Source organism: Bifidobacterium sp. wkB338 (assembly GCF_003688325.1).
GTDB lineage: Bacteria > Actinomycetota > Actinomycetes > Actinomycetales > Bifidobacteriaceae > Bombiscardovia > Bombiscardovia polysaccharolytica.
In genome coordinates this window covers 1-15,513 of the sequence record NZ_NPOR01000004.1, presented here as the reverse complement: position 1 = coordinate 15,513, position 15,513 = coordinate 1, and the positions used below count along the sequence as shown (strand labels likewise).

10 protein-coding genes are annotated in these 15,513 nt (G+C 53.7%); all 10 read right to left on the bottom strand.

All coding sequences use genetic code 11. From position 1 onward, the window contains the following. The coding region (locus CI603_RS01095; RefSeq protein WP_147438257.1) for a hypothetical protein at positions 1–438 on the bottom strand (438 nt) is incomplete at its 3' end. Positions 439–538: 100 nt separating this feature from the next. Next, positions 539–1,315, bottom strand: a complete 777-nt coding sequence (locus CI603_RS01090; RefSeq protein ID WP_121912704.1) for a hypothetical protein — start codon at positions 1,313–1,315, stop codon at positions 539–541. A gap of 23 nt (positions 1,316–1,338) precedes the next feature. Beyond that, complete coding sequence (locus CI603_RS08905) at positions 1,339–2,088, bottom strand: hypothetical protein (protein ID WP_147438256.1); 750 nt, start codon at positions 2,086–2,088, stop codon at positions 1,339–1,341. A 41-nt stretch (positions 2,089–2,129) separates the two neighbouring features. Then, entirely contained in the window at positions 2,130–4,883 is a 2,754-nt protein-coding gene (locus CI603_RS01075; protein WP_121912701.1) for a hypothetical protein, read from the bottom strand. A gap of 57 nt (positions 4,884–4,940) precedes the next feature. Next, a complete protein-coding gene (locus CI603_RS01070; protein ID WP_121912700.1) occupies positions 4,941–6,182 on the bottom strand; it encodes a hypothetical protein in 1,242 nt (413 codons plus the stop codon). Positions 6,183–6,184: 2 nt separating this feature from the next. Continuing rightward, positions 6,185–9,238 (bottom strand): double zinc ribbon domain-containing protein, encoded by a 3,054-nt coding sequence (locus CI603_RS01065; protein WP_121912699.1) that lies wholly within the window; start codon positions 9,236–9,238, stop codon positions 6,185–6,187. Positions 9,239–9,250: 12 nt separating this feature from the next. Beyond that, positions 9,251–11,377, bottom strand: coding sequence for an Hsp70 family protein (locus CI603_RS01060; protein WP_121912698.1), 2,127 nt, complete (start codon positions 11,375–11,377; stop codon positions 9,251–9,253). A 126-nt stretch (positions 11,378–11,503) separates the two neighbouring features. Then, entirely contained in the window at positions 11,504–13,171 is a 1,668-nt protein-coding gene (locus CI603_RS01055; RefSeq protein ID WP_121912697.1) for an Hsp70 family protein, read from the bottom strand. Positions 13,172–13,215: 44 nt separating this feature from the next. Next, positions 13,216–14,001 (bottom strand): nucleotide exchange factor GrpE, encoded by a 786-nt coding sequence (gene grpE, locus CI603_RS01050; RefSeq protein WP_121912696.1) that lies wholly within the window; start codon positions 13,999–14,001, stop codon positions 13,216–13,218. Positions 14,002–14,078: 77 nt separating this feature from the next. Next, positions 14,079–15,513: TRAFAC clade GTPase domain-containing protein (locus CI603_RS08985; protein ID WP_183122184.1), on the bottom strand; the 1,435-nt coding region annotated here is incomplete at its 5' end.

Here is a 15,513-nt window from a genome sequence, read left to right as displayed (position 1 = left end):
AAGAGTAGCGTAATACTCTTGCTCCTCTTCGAGTTTTTTCTTGCTCTTGCCGATATTACGCAAGCCGGATCCCAGCGCGGATCCTAGTTGATAAGCGAGCTCCTTGCCCTGTCTGTCAGCCTTCGCCGCCTCGGAGCGGGCCTCTTTCTTAATCTGCTTACTGTGGCCAAACACCTTGATATGGATGAAGACCCTGTTGCCCTGGCGCGAAAGATATATGCAAAAATTGTAGTAGTCCTTTTTGTGATCAGGGTGGCACATGACTATGCAATCATCAACGGTCTTGCTGAACAAGCCTCCACCCTTTACTTGATCTCGTGAAAAAGCAATAGGGATGCCTACCTTCCCGGCTGTCTCTTCAACGCGGCTTTGTACATCGTCCAAGGTAGTTGATCTCGATTTGTCGTCGAAGTACACGGTGTCGTGAAAGTCCTCCATGTCTTTTTCCTTTAACATAACTGCACCCTCTTTTCTTTGTATTGCTGCAGCGGCCTATTTGGGCTACTGCAGTTGCGCTGCCAGGTATGACGGCGCAAGTTCATCGAGCGGACACCAGCTTGTGGGCCAGAAAACCATCGGTGTCCGAGTAGATGGTCATCCACGCCAGCAATATGAGCAGAGCAAGCATGAAATGCCAGCCCGAAGATCCTGCAACCAGGATGGAAACCACCGCAATAATCAGGAAATTCGTGATCAGCACATAGATGATTCGCTGTGCGGCGCTCGCCAGAAAGACCCCATAGGAGAATCCTCTTGGATGCATCCAAATAGGCAAACAGGCAAGTGCTACGACAAGCAGGAAAACCAGGATGTAAATAATGACCTGTAACCATGTGGGTCGCTTGCCTACCCATTCTTGAGCAGTGGAGATCAACCAGCCTGCCAGAAAGGCAATAAGTGGAACCAGGATGATGACCAATACGAGTTTGCCTAAACGACGCAGGATCTTGTCCTTGGTACGACTCGCGCTCCAATCCCCCACCACGGAATATTCATTGGCGTTGGTGCGAAACAATACGGGCCCCATGGCATTATTCAGCAGCAGCAGAATCGGCGACTGTATCAAGGTCTGCACAAACAGGATCAGTAGAGAGGTAAACCATGGTTTTTGAACTTGTATTACATATGCGGGATCGATGTGAACCATACCTCTCAGCAGTCGCAGGAGCCAATCGCTGAAAGGAAGGACAGAGAGCCCTGAGGCGATTTCATTTGCTGTTTCCAAGTCCATTGAGCCGCGAACAGCCACGAATCCCAAACCCAATCCGAGAATCAGGGCAACAAGCACTCCGACTTTCTTATACCATTCACTCATTCGTATAATCCTCCCGTTCGCGATCAGATGTTGTACTGGTGTACAAACAGCGCAGCGGTCAGAAGGATGAGTTCAAGGAGCCAAATCAACAGTCGCCCTATTACACCGGTGTACGCTTTGATGCCTTGCGAGACATGAGCTGAAGCGGCTATGGCCAGCGTGCATAACAAAGAGTAGCCGATGTGCGGATGCGCGAACCGGTTTGAGTCAGCGAAAAACACAAAAAATCCTGCTATGAGCATCATCATGATGTATGAAACAACACCGCGGCCCTGGCTTGATGAGAATTCGGGAATGTATCTGCATGAAAGAAAACAGACTAAAAAAGCCATGAACAGACACAGTGATGTGAATATAGTTTGCGGCACATAAAAAGGCATGTTCAAAAAAGTATGAATGGTTTTAATAACGCTTTTTGAAACATTCGGATTGTCGCCTGTGGAAAATAATAAAACCGGTGTGATATATACGTTCAGCGCCATGAAAATGACAGCAATGGCGATTGAAGTAAAGGATAGATACGTTTCGTTATTAACCTGGATAGCAGACGGGGATGTGGGCGCAGACGCATAAGGCGAGTTCCCGGATGGACCCGGGTCTGCTGATGAGCCAGACCCAGAGGGGCCAGCACTGGAGGAAGGTGTGCCAGGAGCTGCGGCACGGCTTGACCCGTAAGGGGATGATGATGACCCATACGGCGATCCTGAAGTGCCGTATGGCGACCCTGAAGGCGCTCCCCCCGTGCTTGACCCTGATGTATTGTATGTGCTCATAGTGTTGCCTCTCTATGCCTCTTCTGCTAAAGCTCCCTGGTTTACGACCGTCTGAACATTGAGAAGAAGCCCCCTCTGCCGTCTTGCTTCTCGTTTGCCTGCATCTTTTGATGGATCTTCGAAAGCAACGATCTGAAGTCGCCGCTGTTGAAAGAGGAACCGAATCGCTTTTGATATCGGTCGTTCAATTTATTGAGTTGACGATCGTCTTCCAGCAACTTATTGATCGAAGATGATTTGAATCCTGCATCACCCATCTGTTGGGCTGCAAAGTTGATGAATGGCCCTTCCTGAATGAGGACGTGCCGTGACTTGTTCAACACATAAGGCAGGTAGGTCGCCAAGAGCAGCATGATCTCAGTTTCATTGTGCAATGCCGCGACCTGCCTGAGCACCTGGCAGAGCATAGTGGCTATCGTTTGCATCGGCATCGACTGCATCCATGCAGTCTCAATCTGCCCGCTTTCGGTAGCGACTGGTGCAATACTGATAGCCAAGTGCTCAATATAGGCATTCAGCTGATTACCGGCCTTGTTGACAGCTAGTTTTGGTCCTGCTTGACGGATGCTCTTGCAGAGGGCATCAATCAGAATCTGATCCTGACGACGGTTGGAAGCGGCCTGTGCCAATTGGCTCAATCGGAGGGCCTGCATGCACAGATTGATATGATCGGGTATTGCCAGTCCGGTTTCCGAGCAGAACTTCTCCAGCGTCTGAGCATCCTGGGCCTGCGACTGAGTGTTCGGTATGAAGTTGACCTGCTGATCAAGTTCTTGCACTTTCTGCCAGACTTCTGACTTTGTCATCCCCGGAAGCTGGCTCATCAGCGACAGGCATGCAACCCCCCAAGCGACTGACTGTCCATGCAGGGACCAGGACTTGTCCAGGAGGGCGTCAGCTTGGGTGATGATGAAATTGCCAATGGGCGAATGCAAAAGCTGAGCAAGAAAACGGTAATAGGGCACAGGATCCGATTGGCTCTGATCGCCCAGAGCCAGCAGGTGATCCAAGGCGACGTCCGTGCGTCCAGATTTCAAGAGGGAAGCAATATGGTTGATGCGGTTCGGTTCGGGCTCCTGGAGAAATATCTGCCAGAGCCTGGCCACTGCCAGATTCTCCACGTCCTTTGCGGTAGGCCGGGCCTCTACGACCAAGAAGCCAAGCATCGAGACCAGAGCAGGATCCTGTCCCCACTGCGACACCAGAGACTCAAAGATGGCGCTGCCGGTGCTGGCCGAGCTGGTTGCCAGGCTGGTGACGAGCTTGTTCACCGCTGCCGCATTCTCACGACCCAAGCTTGCCAGCATCTCTTGCCCAGAAACCCCTTGTGGCAAACCGCCAATCTGGGTGAAGGAAGACAACAAGGACGATGAAAGAATGGACGCATAGGCTCTCACAGTCCATGGAACCTGCCCGTTGCTCTGCCCCAGGTCGAGGGCGGCACTGCCATCCTCTGTCAGCAGGCGGAAGAGTTCCACATTCAAATCCCGTCCTGCTACCTGGCTGAGAATTTGAGCCAGGCTGCGGTTCTGCTGATACAGGTCTTCGCTGACATTGCTGGCGGTAAACATGGTTTTCAGACGATTCACCAGCTCTGTGGCGGCGTGGGCGGCTACGTTCGGCTGCGCTTTACCTATGGCTTGGATGCCGCCTTCCACAGCGTCCGTCCATTCTTTCGGCATGACTTGGGCACCAGAGGATTCAAGCAGGCTGTCAACCATGGACCTGCACTGTTCGGGTGAGCCAAAATCAACAAGAAAGCTGCATCCCCTGCTTATCTGATCACTGGTGCAATCAACAGCAGCCATGGTCCCAGCAGCCAATTGGCATAGGATATAGCCGGTGCCGACACGGGCATCGACATCCGCATATTCTGTCGCATCCAGATAGCTGTTGTTTACCGACAGGCTATTTGGCGCGTAGCAGAGTGCCGATGCTGCAAACTCACAGAAGGCATCGACATCCTCGTTGGCATCCGGTGGAGCGGGCAACTCCCCTGTTTCAAAATTGAAAACGAAATTGTAGGCCATAGAGGCATCGCCAATGCCATGAAGACAGCCTTTTACGGCCCGAACAACCACAGCAGGCGTGATTTGCAGATCATACTCGTAGGAGGAGAAGGCGTAGCTGCGTGCCTGTCTGACTGGAAGAGCGTATTCCAGCGCAGCTACCCAGAGTGCAAAATTGTCCTTGTCGTCAACGATGACGAGTTTATGGGGATAGCCGCCTTCGTTGCGTGTCAACAGGCATCGCAGCATCAGCTCAAAGACATCAGACCGATCGTCCTCGAGAAAGTCTTGGACAGCCTGAAGACTGATGTTCGGATTGCTCTCTATCGACAGCGAAGGCAGAGGGTCGGGGGTTGTCTGTGAACGGGCCAGATCCGCGTCCATCCACGTCTGGAAGGAAGCAGAATCGATGTATTCACAAGGATAACCCTTTACCTGTTCGATCGGCAGGGCGAGAACGTGGCTGATGAAATTGCCCCCTCGGACGGATCCTTCGGGGTAGTCCCGTCCTATATAGGAACACAAGGCCATGCCGTAGAGATGATCTGGACCCTCTAATGGTCCGAAGAACTCTCGCCTGGGGAAGAGACTTTGCGCTTCCTCCTTCGAGGGCAGGGCCGGCAGGTCCGCTTGACGGGGCGGTTGATAGGACTGCAGCAGTCCGATGGCATCGCCGCTGTTGATCCACTTGCCCATCTCAGGGGAATAGGAGTAATTCTGAAAGCCTGAAGAGGTCCCGGAAATGCCGCGCCGGCAGGAAGTATAGATGATCTGTTCAGCCTTCATAGTGAGTCCTTTCCGATGCAGCCGAGTTCGATGACAAGAGGCGCTGATCCTGCTCGCTCATATCAAGCCCCGAATGTGCAGAATCCAGAACATGGCATCTTCGATGCGTTTAGGCACTGGCGGGGCTATTTCGTTGTTCTGTTCGGGCGCCCTGCCGATGGCGGAGAAGGCCATGCAGGAATTGGTCGTATAGTTCATGTCCAAAGCGGAAAGGAAATCTCCCTGGTTCCAGGTTGACAGCAGCCCGCGCATCTCCTGGTCGACTGCTTGGCGATCGGCATCATCGAATTTTCCAAGCTGAACGTGAGGTGATGGCTGGGCTAAAGCAGAGCCTGGGGGCAGAATGCCGGCATCCTCCAAGACATCAAGCTTTGAAAAAGCTGCAGCCACCGGAATGTCGATTTTGTCAGTCTGCTTCATGTTCCGATCACGCCGGATCAGATCAGCGACCCGATTGAGCACCTCTGCTGGTTCGGATACCTCGCCCTCGTCAACAGTAGTGGAGGTCCTCACCGCCTCCTCGTCATCGATGGCCGAGCGAACGGCACTGTTGGCCAAAGGATCGATGAGGAAAATGATGCCAGAGGAATGCGAGACATACTTAGCCAGGATTCTGATCGCCTCTTCGCTCTCCCAATCCTCGCCAGCCGAGTCGAAGAAGACCAGAGTCATCGCTTGGATCTTCTTGAACAGTCCGGTGGACTGGAGCTTGAGCGTGCCGAGAATCGGTCGGTTCTCAGTGACCGTTTGACCAGCGATGTGGCTTTGGGTCTGCGGAATCAGATGATGCAGTCGATACAGATCCTCTTCAAAACGCTCCTTGTACTGTTGCTGGTCTTCGGGGCCATACAGTTGGAAGGTTCCATTGAATGGGCGGAAAAGACGCTTCATCATCTCATGGATGAGCACACCCACATATGTGGACTTGCCTGAGCCTCGAGTGCCGATCAGGGCGACGATGGCCTCTTGATCGGTGTCGATGGTGACGGGGAGGGGGTTATGGCAGTCGGGACACACCCGAGTGTGACTCACCTGGTTGCACCAGTCGCAGACAGCCTTATCAGGCATGGAGAACTTGGTGAATGCCGAACTGGGAGCGCGAAAGTGGTGAGGCCCCTGAATTCGAGGCACGCCCTTGTAGGCAGCCATTTTAGGATCGTCCTCGCCGGCGCCGGCAGGCACCAGCACATTGCCATCGGCATCCTTTTTGCCGCAGATCTTGCGCATGTCACAGGCGAATTCAACATCGTAGATTTTGTGTTCGCTAAAGCAGAAGGGGCATACATAGTGCAATTTCATGCTTATTTTCCTATCTGTGGGTGTGTTCCCGGGTTAAGCTGCAGGTCGATGCGGTCGTATGCTGAAGGGTCATCGAAAAACAGTTTGTAATAGAGCCCCTTGTTGAGCAGCTGTGCGGGCAGGTCAAAGGTCCAGTTACCGGCTTCGGCCTGGGCAGGTACGTGGAACAGCTCGATTCCCTGACCTGAGAAAACGGGGATGCTTTCCTTCTGGACGCGAAGGGTGCAGGCCGGCAGAGCCACCTCGCTGGACAGGACCAGCCTGGCGGACTTGACCTTGCCGAAGAAGGATTTGGCCTCAACCCTGTAATGCGCTTTGCCTCCTCCGCCGAAGGAGAAAGTCTTGAAGCTGGGTGCGGAATAGGATGCGGAGTCTCCCGTGCCCAGTTGGGCAAAGAGACTGAAGTAGTAGGTTACGCCGAGTTCCAGGCCCTCCAGCTCGATGGCTTTGTGGAGATCATAGGTTTTTCTGTTGATCAGCTTGCTGGCCGCGCCGCTCTCCCCCGCTGCACTGGCAAAACGGTCGGTCCTCCAGGCTATGAGCACATTCTCGCTGTCTTCGGGCCATTCAAAGATGATGTCGACGTTGGCTCCGCTTGCCACCACCTTGGTTATTGAAACGGCCTGTTTGCTGGTCACCATGGTTGAACAGCCCACTAGAGCCGTATCATTACGAACCGTGGCCGCAATCAGCTGGTAGACCTGGTCGTCTGGAAGGGTAAATGTGCCCTTGCCTGCGCTCTTGACTGTTAAGGAGAGGGGAAGGACTTTGGTCTCCAGTTCTGAAACCGGCATAATGTCGCCAGCAGTCAGCTCTACTTTCTCTGGGCTGTAGTAGAAGCGTGCCTCACCCTTATCAGGGTTGTCCCATTCCAGATCAAAGGAACCGTCCTCCTTGAGCTGAGGAAGCATAAAATCAATTGGATCCGGCGGCGCGCTGGGTACGCCTGAGCAGGTCTGACCGCTCGAGTAAGCGGTGCCACCGTCCTTGGTGCGGTACTTGACGAAGATGGTGTAGTAATAGGTCACGCCGTTGCTCAGACCCTGATCCAGAAGACCTCCTTCGGCAACATTGGTAACCCGCTTGCCCTTTCCGGGTTTGTCTGGTGCGGAGTGTTCATCCCGCCAAACCTCGACCTCTGACGGCTTGGGAGGTCCAGCCCAACGGATTTGGATGGATCCTTCGGAGGCGCTGACCTCGACTGCATGCACGTCGAAGAGGTTCCTGACCGGTTGGGAACAGGTCAGATCTGAGGTAAGCGGGCCCAGTACTGTCGCAACCGCGTAGCAGTAGTCGGTATTCGCTTTCAGGCCGTGATCCGTATAGCTTGTGCCAGCAGTACGGACCAACGTTTCGCCGTCGTCAACATCGAGCGGGCGTGACCCCTCCTTGCGTACGAGCAGGTAAGAGGCATGCTTCGTTTTGGAGGGTGACCAGGTAATGACATTGCACTGGCTGTTCTGCTGAACCCTGACGCTCACTTTTTCCGTAGCCTGTGGCGGTGTGGAGGCCAGAGCAACAGCCAGACCAGGGTAATCAGCGCAAGCTTCGTAAGCCCTTACGACGGCTTGGGTATCAGGATGCTTGAGATCTTCTCCATCCATGATCGACTGGGCTGTGCTGATTCCAGTGTCGATCCGCTCGACCAGGTCCTGTCTGTCAAACTGGGGTGCTCGCTTCTGGATGTCCTGATAGAGCTTCTTCGCCTCGACCAGATGGTTGGCGTTTATGGCTTCCTGCAGGCTTTGGACTTGCGAGCCAAATTGCTTCATACCCTGCTCAAGACGTACCTTGCATTTGGCGATGTCAGGCAGATTCTTCCAAAGTTGCTCTGCGTCAGCCAGTAGCTGCTGGGCCTGGTCGAAATTCAAGTGGTCTATGGCGGATGATGCCTCGTCGCATAAGGAGGATGCGCGTCCGAGATCGCCGAAGTCCATGGAGCACTTGGTGCAGAATTTTGCCGAGGCTGGGTTGCTCGTCCCGCATTTGGGACAGTCGATATGGGTCTTCCCGCCGCAGCTTGGGCAGACTGCCAGCCCCTGGTCGATAAGCGTACCGCACCAGAAGCAGACCTCTTTCTTGGCAGGTGTATCCGCTCCCTCTTTCTCGGGAGGAGCAAAGGCAATGCCATGCTTTACGCAACGACCCAGTATGTAGTCCATGGCTTCGTTTTCGTCCAAAGGGATGCCATGCTTGGCGGCGCTTGCAACCAGCCTGTTCGCGTATGACTCGGCCGTGGATGCATCCAAATGCTTGGATACCGAGCAGCCCTCGGCCATCTCGGTGAGAACCTCGTCAAGGCTGCAGTAGGACATGTAGTTGTCATATTCGCTGCGCTTGTCTTCGCTGGCGAAGATGCGGGCGCATTCCCCATAGAGTTTACGCCGATCCGCCACTTCAGTGGTGGCCTTGTTGGGTAGTGCTTGTTTATCCTCCTGGGCCCACTTGGCCCATTGCCCTGCTGGGGTGCTCCTGATCTTGGTAACGCCACGATCCTTGCCTAGAAGGTCGTAGAAATCTGAATAACCGTATGCAGCCAGTGTGCTTTGGGTGTTATGGAAGGTCGTGTAACCCTTGGGTCTCGACAGATCCTTGCCAGCGGGCGCCTGCTCACCCTGTTTGATCTCGATGCCAGAGGGTGCCAAGCGTTGTACAGTAGCCTGGTCTATGGTCAAGTCCAGATCCTTCTGCACCTTTTTGATGACCAGATCCACTTCGCCCTGGAGCAGGTAAGCACCGGAATGGGCTAAGGCGAAGACATTGATTTGCTGTCGGATCTTTTTCTCTACCTGGTTTTTGGCATCCTCCCACTGAGTCTTGCGCTTTTCCATAGTGTCCAAGTGCTCTTTGGCTTTGGGCAGGAGGTCAAGGCTGTGCCCTGCTCGGCTGGCCTTGGCGGAGTTTTTCACTTTGTCTGAGGACCACTGCCGTTCCTTTTGTGTTTTGGCGGCATTGAAAGCGGCTTCGAAGGCAGGATCATCGTCGCTGGAGCCCACCAAGTCATTGGCAAAGTCAAAGAGGCCAAGTAGCAGGTAGTAATTTGTTTCATTCTGCATGGTGCCGGTTTCCTATCTGACCAGCCCATCGCCACTGCTGATAACTCGGGCGATCTTGGAGAAACTTTCGACCAGGTGGCTTGCGTCTGTCAGTTCTGACAGGTCCTGGACAGAGGAGATCCGCTTTAGGAATGATTCATTTGCGTCGCCCATGCCTATGCCGATGGTGTCTATGCCTCGTCGCCACGCAGAGTGTGCATCAAGTATCGCATGATGGCTACCTACCCACTCACCATCAGTAAGGATGAGAGCAATTTTATTGGTTCCATAGTCCGAGTAGAGTGTCCGCAAGAGTCCTAATGGATTATAGCTTCCTAGGCCGCATGCTTTATTTTCAAACAGATCATGAAGTTTGCTGATGCAATCATCTATTTCAGAATTATTAGATGAAGCTACCTGGAATATCTTAGTTTGCTTTGCAAATCCGATAATTCCGACATGCATATATTCAAGATTCAATTGATACACAAATTGCTGAGCTGCCGCTATAGCACTGTAAATTCCCGAAAACATACTTAGCGACATATCAATGAAAATGTAAACTTCTCCCCTGTTAGCAACTCCATTGTTGGCCTTCTTTTCAATAAGATCATTCTCCAGGGGAGAGCGGGTGGCCCAGCTCATGTCCTCAGGCACCGGCTCACGGTGCATGGGCAATGAGGTATCGGTCTCGGTCTGAACCGCGCTGATTGCGATGACCCCGTTTTCGTCGTAGCTGTAGGTCACGTCGATGAGTGTGCGCCCGTCGCCTACATAGGGAATATCGGTGAAGACATACTTGCCGGCCACCTCGTTATCCAGAGGTGCGGGTTCCTGCCCTTGGAGGAGGTATACTTCCAGCTCTCCTCCGGAAGTGGGCACCCGCAGCTCACGTCGTTGGGTCTGCCGGGCGGGGATGGGAGAATTCTTGGGAATCAGGATGTCGTTGACATATCGGGATCGGTCCGAGGACTCGGCAATCATTCCCAGGCTGTGCGAGGTTACGTCAGTCACCTTGCGTCCGCCTAGGAGCATGCTTGGCCCATCAGATGGACTGGGTGAGGATCCGGAACCCAGCAGCATAGTTGGAGCTCCTGAAGCATTTTGATTGGCACGGATTGCTGCGCCTAGGGCTACGGCCTCGTCAACATTCACGCCGCCCAGAGGAGGCTTGCCGGACATGCGTTCGATGTAGTCGTGGACCTGTTTCATTCTGGTGGATCCTCCCACCAGGATTGCTCCGTCAACATCCTGCCAGCTGACGGGTGGATCCATGCTGGCAAATAGCCTATCGACGATATCCGAGGTTTCCTGGAGCATGAAAGAAGTAATATCGTCAAACTCATCCCGGGTCAGCTCATATTTGCCGGTATGCCCTTGGTAGGAGACGCGGATGGGCGCAGAGTTGGCCCTGGAAAGGCGTTTCTTCGCCTTTTCCGCCACTACTGCTAGTTGACCCATCTGCTCTGAGTCGTCGCTCAAATCAACGTCGAACTCGTCCGAGAATTGGTCGGTGATCCAACGAACCAAGGCATCGTCCCAGTCTTTGCCGCCCAGCATGTGGCTGCCATCCGAGCCTAGGACTCTGATCTCTTCACCGTCCACCTGTGCCATGGTCACATCGAAGGTACCGCCGCCAAGGTCGTAAACCAGGACCTTACGGGAAGCTCCGTCCGCGTTGAGGCCGTATGCAAAAACTGCTGCCGTCGGCTCATTGAGCAGTCCGAGGACTTTCAGGCCAGCTTTGGAGGCAGCTTCCAAAGTGGCTTCTCGCTCGGAGTTCTTGAAATAGGCAGGCACAGTCACCACTGCCGCGTCTACGGTCTCGCCGGATACTTCCTGAGCTTGTTGAACCAACCCGCGCAACAGGATTCCAGCCAGGTCACTGGCAGAATACTGACTTCCGCAGAGTGTCAGTGAAAAGTCCTTTTGCCCCATTGAGCGTTTGAAGAAGGCAGCGGTCTCGGTATAGCCCAACTCCTGCTGTTCCTTGGCTTCTGCACCGATAAGGGTTTTACCTCCAGGCATGACGGCGACCACGGATGGAGTCACGGCCTCCCCTTCCGGGTTTCTGATGATGACGGCATGACCCGTGGTGGGATCGATGCGCCCCACTGCCGAATATGTAGTTCCCAGATCGATTCCGACTGCAATACCCATCGTCTTCAAGCCTTTCTTCGCTGCCTGCTCGTTTTCCCTGCCGAATTGAAAAGGGCTTGTCCTTGAACCGGCAGATGGTGGATGGTCGGTCAGCCTCCCGGAAAGCTGACCGACTTATAGATGCACTTATTCCATCGACAGACTGGTGGATGTGCTCACACGCTCCTTGGCCTCCTGGAGCTCCTGATCGTCAAGCGCGTTCTCTGCCTTCCATTCGGCATCGATATCGCTTCCGGACGTTTCATCCTTCCCATGCAGCTTGACCATGCCGTCAGCGGTGAGCTTCAGGGTGATGGAGATGACCGACTGGGCTGGCGTGTTGGGCTTGAGGTTAAGCTCCGCGGTTCCCAGGAAGCGATCCTCGTCAACCGGGTAGGTGTCTACCTTGTCAGGAGTCTGATAGACGCGGATTTCCACCTTGATCTGGTTGTCCTCAGCTGTGCCGAACTGCTGAGTCACCTCGGCTGGTATTTCGTCATCCTTCTTGATCAGGTTGAAAATCTTCTCCTGTCCGTCTTTGGCATCAGTGGCTTTGACACCAAAACTCTTGGTGGAGACGGACACAACCCTGAGGCTTCCGCTGGAAAGCGTCGGCATGGCGGAACCGCCGCCGGAAAGTGTGGGCAGGATTCGCGATTCACCGGTTTCCTTGTTGACGGCGACCTCGTTGCCTTCTGCATCGGTTGACTTGGTTTCGTTGTCGCTGAGCTTGGACTGTTCGTCAGCCTGGAGCATGGCGTAGATGGCGGCGCCCTTGGCGACAGCCTCGTCCGGCTCATACACCTTGGGTTCTATTCCCAGGCGTGCCTTGACTCCCTCTTGAACTTGAGGCATCTTGGTGGAGCCACCTACCAAAAGAATCTCATCGACGTTTACACCCTCGGCCTTGGCAGTGCTGATGGCCTTTTCCGATAAGTCCAGGGAGGTATCCAGCAGGGCTGCTGTAGCATCGTCGAACTCTTCGCGGGTGATTTCGATCTGTGCCCTTTTGCCGTTGAAATTGAGCACGGCCTTGGCGCTCTTCTTGTTGCTCAGCGTCTGTTTGGTCTTTTCAGCGGTGATAGCAAGATCCTGAAGGAAGGCTTCGTTGTCGTCAGCATCCATTGGGCTCTCGTCGCTGCCGGTGGATTCCATGTATTTGTCCACCAAGAGCTGACTCATAGCCTCGTCCCACTTTTTCCCGCCCAACTCGTGATCGCCCTCGGTGGTGACCACTCTGATGGTGCCCCCTGAGATCTTCATAATGGTGATATCGAAGGTGCCGCCACCAAGATCGTAGATCATGACATTCTTGTCTTCAGTTGAAGTCGTTACCCCGTAGCAGATGGCTGCAGCCGTAGGCTCTTCGATGATGGCGAGCACATTGAGGCCGGCGATTTCCCCTGCCTGCTTGGTGGCTGTACGCTCTGCCTCTCCAAAGTAAGCGGGGCAGGTGATGATGACATCTTTCACATCGTCATCAAGCTGATTGCTGGCTTGGTTGGCCAATTCCTTCAGTATGTAAGAGGAGACTTCGATTGGGGATATGTCCTTGCCGTCGATGTTGATGGCGATCTTGCTCTTGCCCATGAGCTGTTTGACGAAAGCTATGGTTCTGTCAGGCTCCAAAACTGCCGAATCCTTGGCTTCCTGCCCGACGACCGGGGTTCCATCCGTGTCCCACTGGACCACTGATGGAGTGGTGTCGGCATTGGTGTCAAGATTCTTGACTACCGTGGGCCGACCATCCTCGTCTTGATAGGCAATGCAGGAATAGGTGGTTCCCAAGTCGATGCCGTATACGTATTTTGACATGCTGTCTGCTTCTTTCTGGTTGAAATGTTGACTGGCTGGTTTGTCTAAGCCCTGGGTTCTGATGTCTGCGTTTCAGGTGGAACAGCGCTGCCGGTCCCAATGCTGGAGTTGGAACCAAGGTCGCCTGGCTGATGCTGCCGGTGGCTGGACGGCAGCAGTCGGTACACGGTTACCCTCTCCTTGAATACACTCTCCTGGGCTCGCCTATACCCGGGCGCCAGCGACTGAGCAATGGTCTTGTGCTTGCTGGGATCATCGGTGTCCACCGGTTTGACCATTCGTTGCCACTTGCCTTGGAAGGACTCTCCTGGCTGGCTGGACACCTGCTCTACATCGTTTTTATTGAGTATGTCCTTCAGGACATCTTCGACATTGGTCAATTGCTCCGCAGCCAGCTGGGAACCTGGCTGGTCTCCCAGCCCCATCTTCATCTGACGAATGTCGTCCAACTCCGCAGCGATATCATAAAGAATCGGCCTTAGCAGGTCGTTTTTGATCCCCTCACGGAGCGCTTTCAACTCCTGGTGCTGTCGATCTATGACCGTCTCTTTGGTCTGGTCATATTGCAGCCGCTGGCTGAACAGAGCTTGAAGCTGATCCATTGCCTTACCCAAGGAATCGATTGACTTTTGTATGTCCATGGCCACGGCATTCGGATTGCCATTGACTTGATTGGACTCCTGAACTGCTTCTGCATGGTCAGGTTCTACAGCCGTCTCGGCTACCCTAGGCCCGGAGACAGGAGCATCCGTGCTGTATGCTGCCTTTTGCCTGGGCTCCGGTGGGAAACTAGGCAAAGGCATATCTTCCTCTGCTTCTCGGTTCTCCATTGTTTCTGCTCCTTTATCGCCTTCCGCATTAGATCTATATGACGGTTGGCCGCTCAATTGCGGTCGCCTGCTTCATGTCATTGACTGCTTTGCTTGCTTCCCCCCTGTCCGGCCAGCAGCGCTTCGTACAGGCCAGCGACTGGTTTTTCCAGCGGCAGGCTGGCTTTGGAGAAGGTCTGCATGCTGAGGTTCTTAGCCAAATTCGGATCGCAGTTTTGAAGGATCCAGCTCATGACCGCGTTGACATTCAAGGGTTTAAAGGCATTGCCATTCCCAGCCGTATGGCCTATTGCACTGACTGCGAAGAAACGTGAACTCTTGAAATTCTGCTCAATGAGATCAACGATTTCGGGCATGTCCATGTCCACCAGGAACTGTCGGCATAGCAAGTCCATGAGGTCGAAATCATCAGTGAATCTCTCCGTGTTCGCTGCTCTGATTTTCATCACGCCCTTGTTGCCGAAGCGATCATCCAACCCTTCCGCCTCATCGACCTTATTGAGGACAACGGCAAGTGGCATGGAGAGTTTTCCGCTCTTATCGATTTTCGTGTTCTCCCGCAGGTCATTGTTGAGAGCGTTCATCACGTCTTCCAGACTTGCTGAGCTGACAGCGCTCTGATCACCGGCATCCATTTGATTCCCGAAAAGCGCCTGAGCCTTGGGCAGTGACATGGGATCGATCACCAGAACAATGCCATCACAGTGCTCGTACTGACGTTGTTGCTCGTTTTCGCTGTTGCCGACGAAGGTCTCTCCAGCGATGTCGTAGATTTGCATCAGTCGACGGGGCTTCAGCTTCTCCCCTTCAAGATAAAAGCTGAAGGAGATTGTGCTGGAGATATCGGTGCGTGTAACGGTAGCCGTCTTTTTTACGGTACCGTTCTGATAGTCCATGGTCATAGCGCTGTACATGCTCTTCTTGCTGTCATCGTAGAAATGTGTCGTCAATCCGTGGGCTGATGCCTGATGGTCGATAAGATCCTTGACATAGGCAGTAATGAAGGCGCTTTTACCAGCCGACTCGCCTCCCACGATGGGAATACACACGGTATGACTTCCGGCACCTTGCACGGTTACTTCTCGTCCCGACTTCCAGCAGTTGGGGCAGATGGCATCAAGCGACCTGCGGGGGTTCTTCAGAACGAGGAGACTTGAAGGCAGTTTGGCTCCGCATGTGCATCTGTGATGCAGGGCGCCAAATACATTTGGTGATAGCTCTTGATGCTTGGCCCCGCAGGAGGGGCAGATGTAAACCGGGTATGCGAACCGCGTGTGACAGGTGTCACAAACAAGTGAAACCCTGCGCAGTTTCATCATCACGAGCTCTATGACAAAGATGATGCCCGTTCCAGCTATTCCGATGATATCGATGACCAGGAATACGACAACCTGTGGGGCGAGGATCAAGAAGCAAAAGGAGATGCCGACTAAAATAGTGCTAGTTGCTGCACCGAGCCAAAAAGGGTAGCTGACTACCCACCAGCATATAGCTACGAACGAGTCCTCTTTA